Origin of the sequence: Rhizobacter sp. (assembly GCF_031412495.1) — a bacterium.
Lineage (GTDB): Bacteria > Pseudomonadota > Gammaproteobacteria > Burkholderiales > Burkholderiaceae_C > Schlegelella_A.
This window is the reverse complement of sequence record NZ_JANODC010000501.1, coordinates 1-4567: the sequence shown is the minus strand read 5'-3', so window position 1 is coordinate 4567 and position 4567 is coordinate 1. Positions and strand designations below refer to the sequence as shown.

General features: G+C 71.6%; 6 protein-coding genes. 3 read left to right on the top strand and 3 right to left on the bottom strand.

The genetic code is table 11. The annotated features are described in order from the left end of the window. The coding region (locus AC30N0_RS18800) for an iron-containing alcohol dehydrogenase (protein WP_489519414.1) at window positions 1–653 on the bottom strand (653 nt) is incomplete at its 3' end. Between the two features lie 45 nt (window positions 654–698). Here AC30N0_RS18800 and AC30N0_RS18795 point away from each other — a divergent pair. Further along, the gene (locus AC30N0_RS18795) at window positions 699–1556 is read left to right on the top strand and encodes a YbgC/FadM family acyl-CoA thioesterase (protein WP_489519413.1); all 858 of its coding nucleotides are present in this window, start codon (window positions 699–701) and stop codon (window positions 1554–1556) included. A gap of 21 nt (window positions 1557–1577) precedes the next feature. Here the strand turns inward: AC30N0_RS18795 and AC30N0_RS18790 are convergent, their stop codons facing one another. Then, window positions 1578–1877, bottom strand: a complete 300-nt coding sequence (locus AC30N0_RS18790) for a DUF4936 family protein (protein WP_489519412.1) — start codon at window positions 1875–1877, stop codon at window positions 1578–1580. Between the two features lie 22 nt (window positions 1878–1899). Continuing rightward, entirely contained in the window at window positions 1900–2844 is a 945-nt protein-coding gene (ygfZ, locus tag AC30N0_RS18785; RefSeq protein WP_489519411.1) for a CAF17-like 4Fe-4S cluster assembly/insertion protein YgfZ, read from the bottom strand. A gap of 71 nt (window positions 2845–2915) precedes the next feature. Between ygfZ and mltG the strand changes: the two genes are divergently transcribed. Both mltG and tmk read left to right on the top strand, forming a co-directional pair. Further along, entirely contained in the window at window positions 2916–3926 is a 1011-nt protein-coding gene (mltG, locus tag AC30N0_RS18780) for an endolytic transglycosylase MltG (RefSeq protein ID WP_489519410.1), read from the top strand. Further along, window positions 3923–4549 (top strand): dTMP kinase, encoded by a 627-nt coding sequence (gene tmk, locus AC30N0_RS18775; RefSeq protein ID WP_489519409.1) that lies wholly within the window; start codon window positions 3923–3925, stop codon window positions 4547–4549. The genes mltG and tmk overlap by 4 nt, the downstream gene beginning before the upstream one ends. Window positions 4550–4567 lie beyond the last annotated feature (18 nt).

The following is a 4567-nucleotide window of genomic DNA, read 5'->3' as shown; positions in this document are numbered from 1 at the left end:
CCGTCGAGTGCGATGCCGTCGGCCGGCGGGTTGATCGCGCCCGACATGAAGGTCTCCATGCAGTGGGCGATGGCGTCCATGCCGGTTGCCGCCGTCAGGAACGGCGGCAAGCCCAACGTCAGCTCGGGGTCGAGGAGCGCGCCCTTGGGAATCAGGTGCGGGCTGTGGAAGCCGAGCTTGCGGCCGTCGTCGATGATCACGATCGCGCCGCGCGCCACCTCGCTGCCGGTGCCGGCGGTGGTCGGCACCGCGATCAGCGGCGCCGCGCGGTCGGTGATCTTCGGGCTGCCGCCTTCGATCGTGGCGTAGGTGGCAAGGGGCCCGGGGTGAGCCGCCAGGATGGCGACGCCCTTTGCCAGGTCGATGCTCGAGCCGCCGCCGACAGCGACGAGGCCGTCGCAGCCCTGCTCGGCGAAGATTCGCGCCGCCTCGCGCACGGCCGCCTCCGTGGGGTTTGACGGGGTGCCGTCGAAGACCGCGTGCGGCCGGCCGCCGAGCGCGTGGACCGCCTTGTCGAGCAGCCCCGCCGCGCGCACGCCGACGTCGGTGACGATCAGCGGCTTGGTGATGCGGGCGCGGTCGAGCTCGTCCGGCAGCAGCTTGAGCGCGCCGAAATCGAGCTGGACCTGGGTGATGTAGTTGATGAGGGCCATGCGCCAGTCTGGCACACTGCCGCGCTCCCCGCATCGTCGTCAGCCATGCAACTTTCCGACTTCCGTTTCCGCGAGCGGCTGCGCGTCCGCTGGGCCGAGATCGACGCCCAGAAGATCGTCTTCAACGGGCACTACCTGATGTACTTCGACACCGCCATCGCCGGCTACTGGCGTGCGCTCGCGGTGCCGTACGCGGAGACGATGGAAGCGCTCGGCGGCGACATGTTCGTGCGCAAGGCCACCGTCGAGTACCTCGGCTCGGCGGTGTACGACGACGTGCTCGAGATCGGCATGCGCTGCGCACGCGTCGGCAATTCGTCGATGCTGTTCGTCGGCGGCGCGTTCCGCCAGGACCAGCTGCTCGTGAGCTGCGAGCTGACCTATGTCTTCGCCGATCCGCACGTGAAGGCCGCCCGGCCGGTGCCGGCGGAGCTGCGCGCCCTGTTCGACGATTTCGAGGCCGGCCGGACGATGGTTGACGTCAAGGTCGGCGCCTGGTCGGGCCTGGAGGCCGAGGCGCGGCGGATCCGCGACGCCGTCTTCATCGACGAGCAGAAGATCGCGGCCGAGATGGAATGGGACGGCGCCGATGCCGATGCGCTGCACGCGGTGGCCTTCAACCGGCTCGGCCGGGCCCTCGGCACCGGCCGCATGCTCGAGCACGTCCCCGGCGTCGCCAAGATCGGCCGCATGGCCGTGACGGCGACGTCGCGCAACAACGGCGTCGGCCGGGCCGTGCTCGACGCCCTGCTCGAGGCCGCCCGTGTCCGCGGCGACCGCGAGGCCGTGCTGCACGCGCAGATGTCGGCTGCGCCCTTCTACGAGCGCGCCGGGTTCGCGCGGCGAGGCCCGCCGTTCGACGAGGCGGGCATCCAGCACGTCGAGATGCTGCGCGCGCTCTGAGGCGCGCTCCTCACCCCGCGGTCAGCCGAGCAGCCGTTCGAAAGCCTCGACGTGGCGAGGGCCGTCGAGCACCGCGTCAAGCGCCAGCGCCCGCTCGCGAATCGAGCGCTCGAGCACGGCATCGACTCCGTTCGCCGAGCCGGTGCGGGCGTAGGTCTCCATCCAGGTCTGCATCGCGTCGGCTTCGTCGCGCCGAACCAGGAGCCGGGCGTTCAGTCCCGCGTGCTCCGCGACCAGGTCTTGCTGCATCGCCAGGACGGCATCGCGGGCAGTGGCAGCGCGCACGGGCGCGACGCGGTACCAGACGAACAGCTCGCGCATGGCCGGAGCGTCCGGTGCGGGATCAGCCGGCGGGCTCGGCTTCGACCGCCAGCGGGTAAGGAAGGTCGGTCTGGCGCAGCAGCGGCCCCTCGGGATCGCCGAGATGGAGGGACGGGGCAGCGAGCGCGGCAAGCCTGAGCTCGACGAGGGCGCTGCCGCCGCCGCCCGGCCGTGGCGCCGAGCTGGCGACGGTGCCGGCCGCCTCGCCGAGCGTGTCGCCATCCGCGGCGACGAAGACGTCCTGTCCCGGCTCCGGAAGCGCGTCGCAGTCGAACAGGAAGGTGCGGCGCTTGGTCGTGCCACGGTACTGGCTGCGGGCGACGACTTCCTGGCCCGGGTAGCAGCCCTTCTGGAAATCGACGCCGCCGACGCGCTCGAAGTTGACCATCTGCGGCACGAAGCGGTCGACCGTCGCCGCCTCGATGGTGACGATGCCGCTCTGCACCTCGAGCCAACGCCAGGCATCGAGGGACAGGTCCGGCGTCCCGGAGGGCAGCGCCGGAGCGTCCAGCGGGGTGGCCACGAGGGCGCGGCGAAGGCCGGCAGCGTCGGGCAGCCGGATCACCGACACGCCGCCGTCCAGCCGACGGCGCCCCCAGGCGGCCAGGTCGCCCAGCAACGACTGCGCCGGCACCCCGACGACGCCCCACAGGTGGATCTCGGCGCTCGCGTCGGTCAGCTTGCACTTGGCGCGCAGGACGAACATCGACAACCGCTTCAGGGTCGCGGCGAGCAAGCCGACGGGACAGGCGAGAAGATACTCATCGGCTCCGGCAGACCAGACCACGAAGCTGGCCTGCAGCCGGCCCTTGACCGAGCAGAACCCGGCCAGGCGCGCCTGCTCGGCCCCGATTGTCAGGACGTCGTTGGTCAGCTGCCCTTGCAGGAACCTGGCCGCATCGGGGCCGAGCGCCCGGATCACCCCGCGGTCGGTCAGACGGCAGGCGCCGGCGAGGGTCATGTCCATGCGCCATTATCATTTGCCCTCACGTTGCCTGCGTCGCGAGGTCCTCCGCCGCAGCGGCCCGATCCCCCCCGATGAAAGCACGGCGCTTCCTCCTTTATCTCGCGCTTGTGCTGGCCTGCCTCGCCGCTGCCGTGGCCGGCACGGCCGCCTGGTGGCTGAACCGTCCGCTGCCCCTCGCCAGCGATCCGGTGGAGCTGTCGATCGGCCTGGGCGATTCGCCCCGCGCGATCGCCGAGGCCTGGGTCCGCGCCGGCGTGCGGACCTCTCCGCTCCTTCTCTACGAGTGGTTCCGCTGGTCCGGCCGGGCCAGGCTCATCCGCGCCGGCAGCTACGAGATCGGGGCCGGGACGACGCCGATGAAGCTGCTCGAGAAGATGGTGCGCGGCGACGAGACGCTGGCGACGGTGCGCTTCGGGGAAGGCTGGACGTTCCGGCAGATCCGGGCCGAGCTCGACCGGGCCGAGGCCTTGCGCCACACCATGACGAGCCTGAGCGACGCCGACCTGATGCGCGATCTCGGCGCGCCGGGCGTGTCGCCGGAAGGCCATTTCCATCCCGACACCTACGCCTACAGCAAAGGCTCCACGGATGTCGCTGTGCTCAAGCGCGCCGCCCGCGCCATGCAAGCGCGCCTTGCCGCGGCTTGGCAGGAACGCGATCCGTCGACACCGCTGCGCACGCCGCAGGAAGCGCTGATCCTGGCCTCCATCGTCGAGAAGGAAACCGGTGCCGAGTCGGACCGCGGCCGCGTCGCCGGCGTCTTCGTCAACCGCCTGCGCATTGGCATGCCGCTGCAGACCGACCCGACGGTGATCTACGGCCTGGGCGCGGCCTTCGACGGCAACCTGCGCAAGCGCGACCTGCAGACCGACTCGCCGTACAACACCTACCTGCGCCCCGGATTGCCGCCCACACCCATTGCCGCTCCGGGCAAGGCAGCCCTCCTGGCGACGGTGCGGCCCGAGCCGACGAAGGCGCTCTATTTCGTCGCCCGCGGCGACGGCAGCAGCGAGTTCAGCGAAACGCTCGCCGATCACAATCGGGCAGTGATCCGGTACCAGCGCAAGACCGCCCCACCGTGACGACGAGCCGCTTCATCACCTTCGAGGGCATCGACGGCGCCGGCAAGTCGACCCACATCGAAGCGACGGCGCGGTGGTTGCGTGAGCGCGGAAGGGCCGTGCTGTGCACGCGCGAGCCGGGCGGCACAGGGCTGGCCGAGCAGTTGCGCAAGCTCGTGCTGCACGAGCCGATGGACGGCGTCACCGAGACCCTGCTCGTCTTCGCCGGGCGACGCGACCACGTGCAGCGCGTCATCGTGCCGGCCCTCGCCCGCGGCGAGATCGTTCTCTGCGACCGCTTCACTGACTCGACCTTCGCCTACCAGGGCGGCGGCCGGGGCCAGCCGCTCGACCTTCTGCGCGCGCTCGAAGCCTGGGTCCAGGCCGGTCTGCAGCCGGACCTGACGATCTGGTTCGACGTCGACCCGCGCATCGCCGCCCAGCGCCGCGCGGAGGCGAGGGCGGCCGACCGTTTCGAGGCCGAGGACCTGGCTTTCTTCGAGCGGGTCCGCGCCGGGTACGTGGCCCGCATGCAGGCCGCCGGCGGGCGTGTCGTGCGCATCGACTCGAGCGGAGCGCGCGACGCCGTGCGGCGTCAGGTCGAGGCGGCGATCGTCGGGCCGGCTGGCGTGGCTGCACCATGACCATACGCCCGACCTCGG

Excerpts from the sequence above, each read along its gene's own strand:
- AC30N0_RS18795 (WP_489519413.1), top strand. The coding sequence starts at position 699 with ATGCAACTTTCCGACTTCCGTTTCCGCGAGCGGCTGCGCGTCCGCTGG.
- AC30N0_RS18790 (WP_489519412.1), bottom strand. The coding sequence starts at position 1,877 with ATGCGCGAGCTGTTCGTCTGGTACCGCGTCGCGCCCGTGCGCGCTGCC.
- ygfZ (WP_489519411.1), bottom strand. The coding sequence starts at position 2,844 with ATGGACATGACCCTCGCCGGCGCCTGCCGTCTGACCGACCGCGGGGTG.
- mltG (WP_489519410.1), top strand. The coding sequence starts at position 2,916 with ATGAAAGCACGGCGCTTCCTCCTTTATCTCGCGCTTGTGCTGGCCTGC.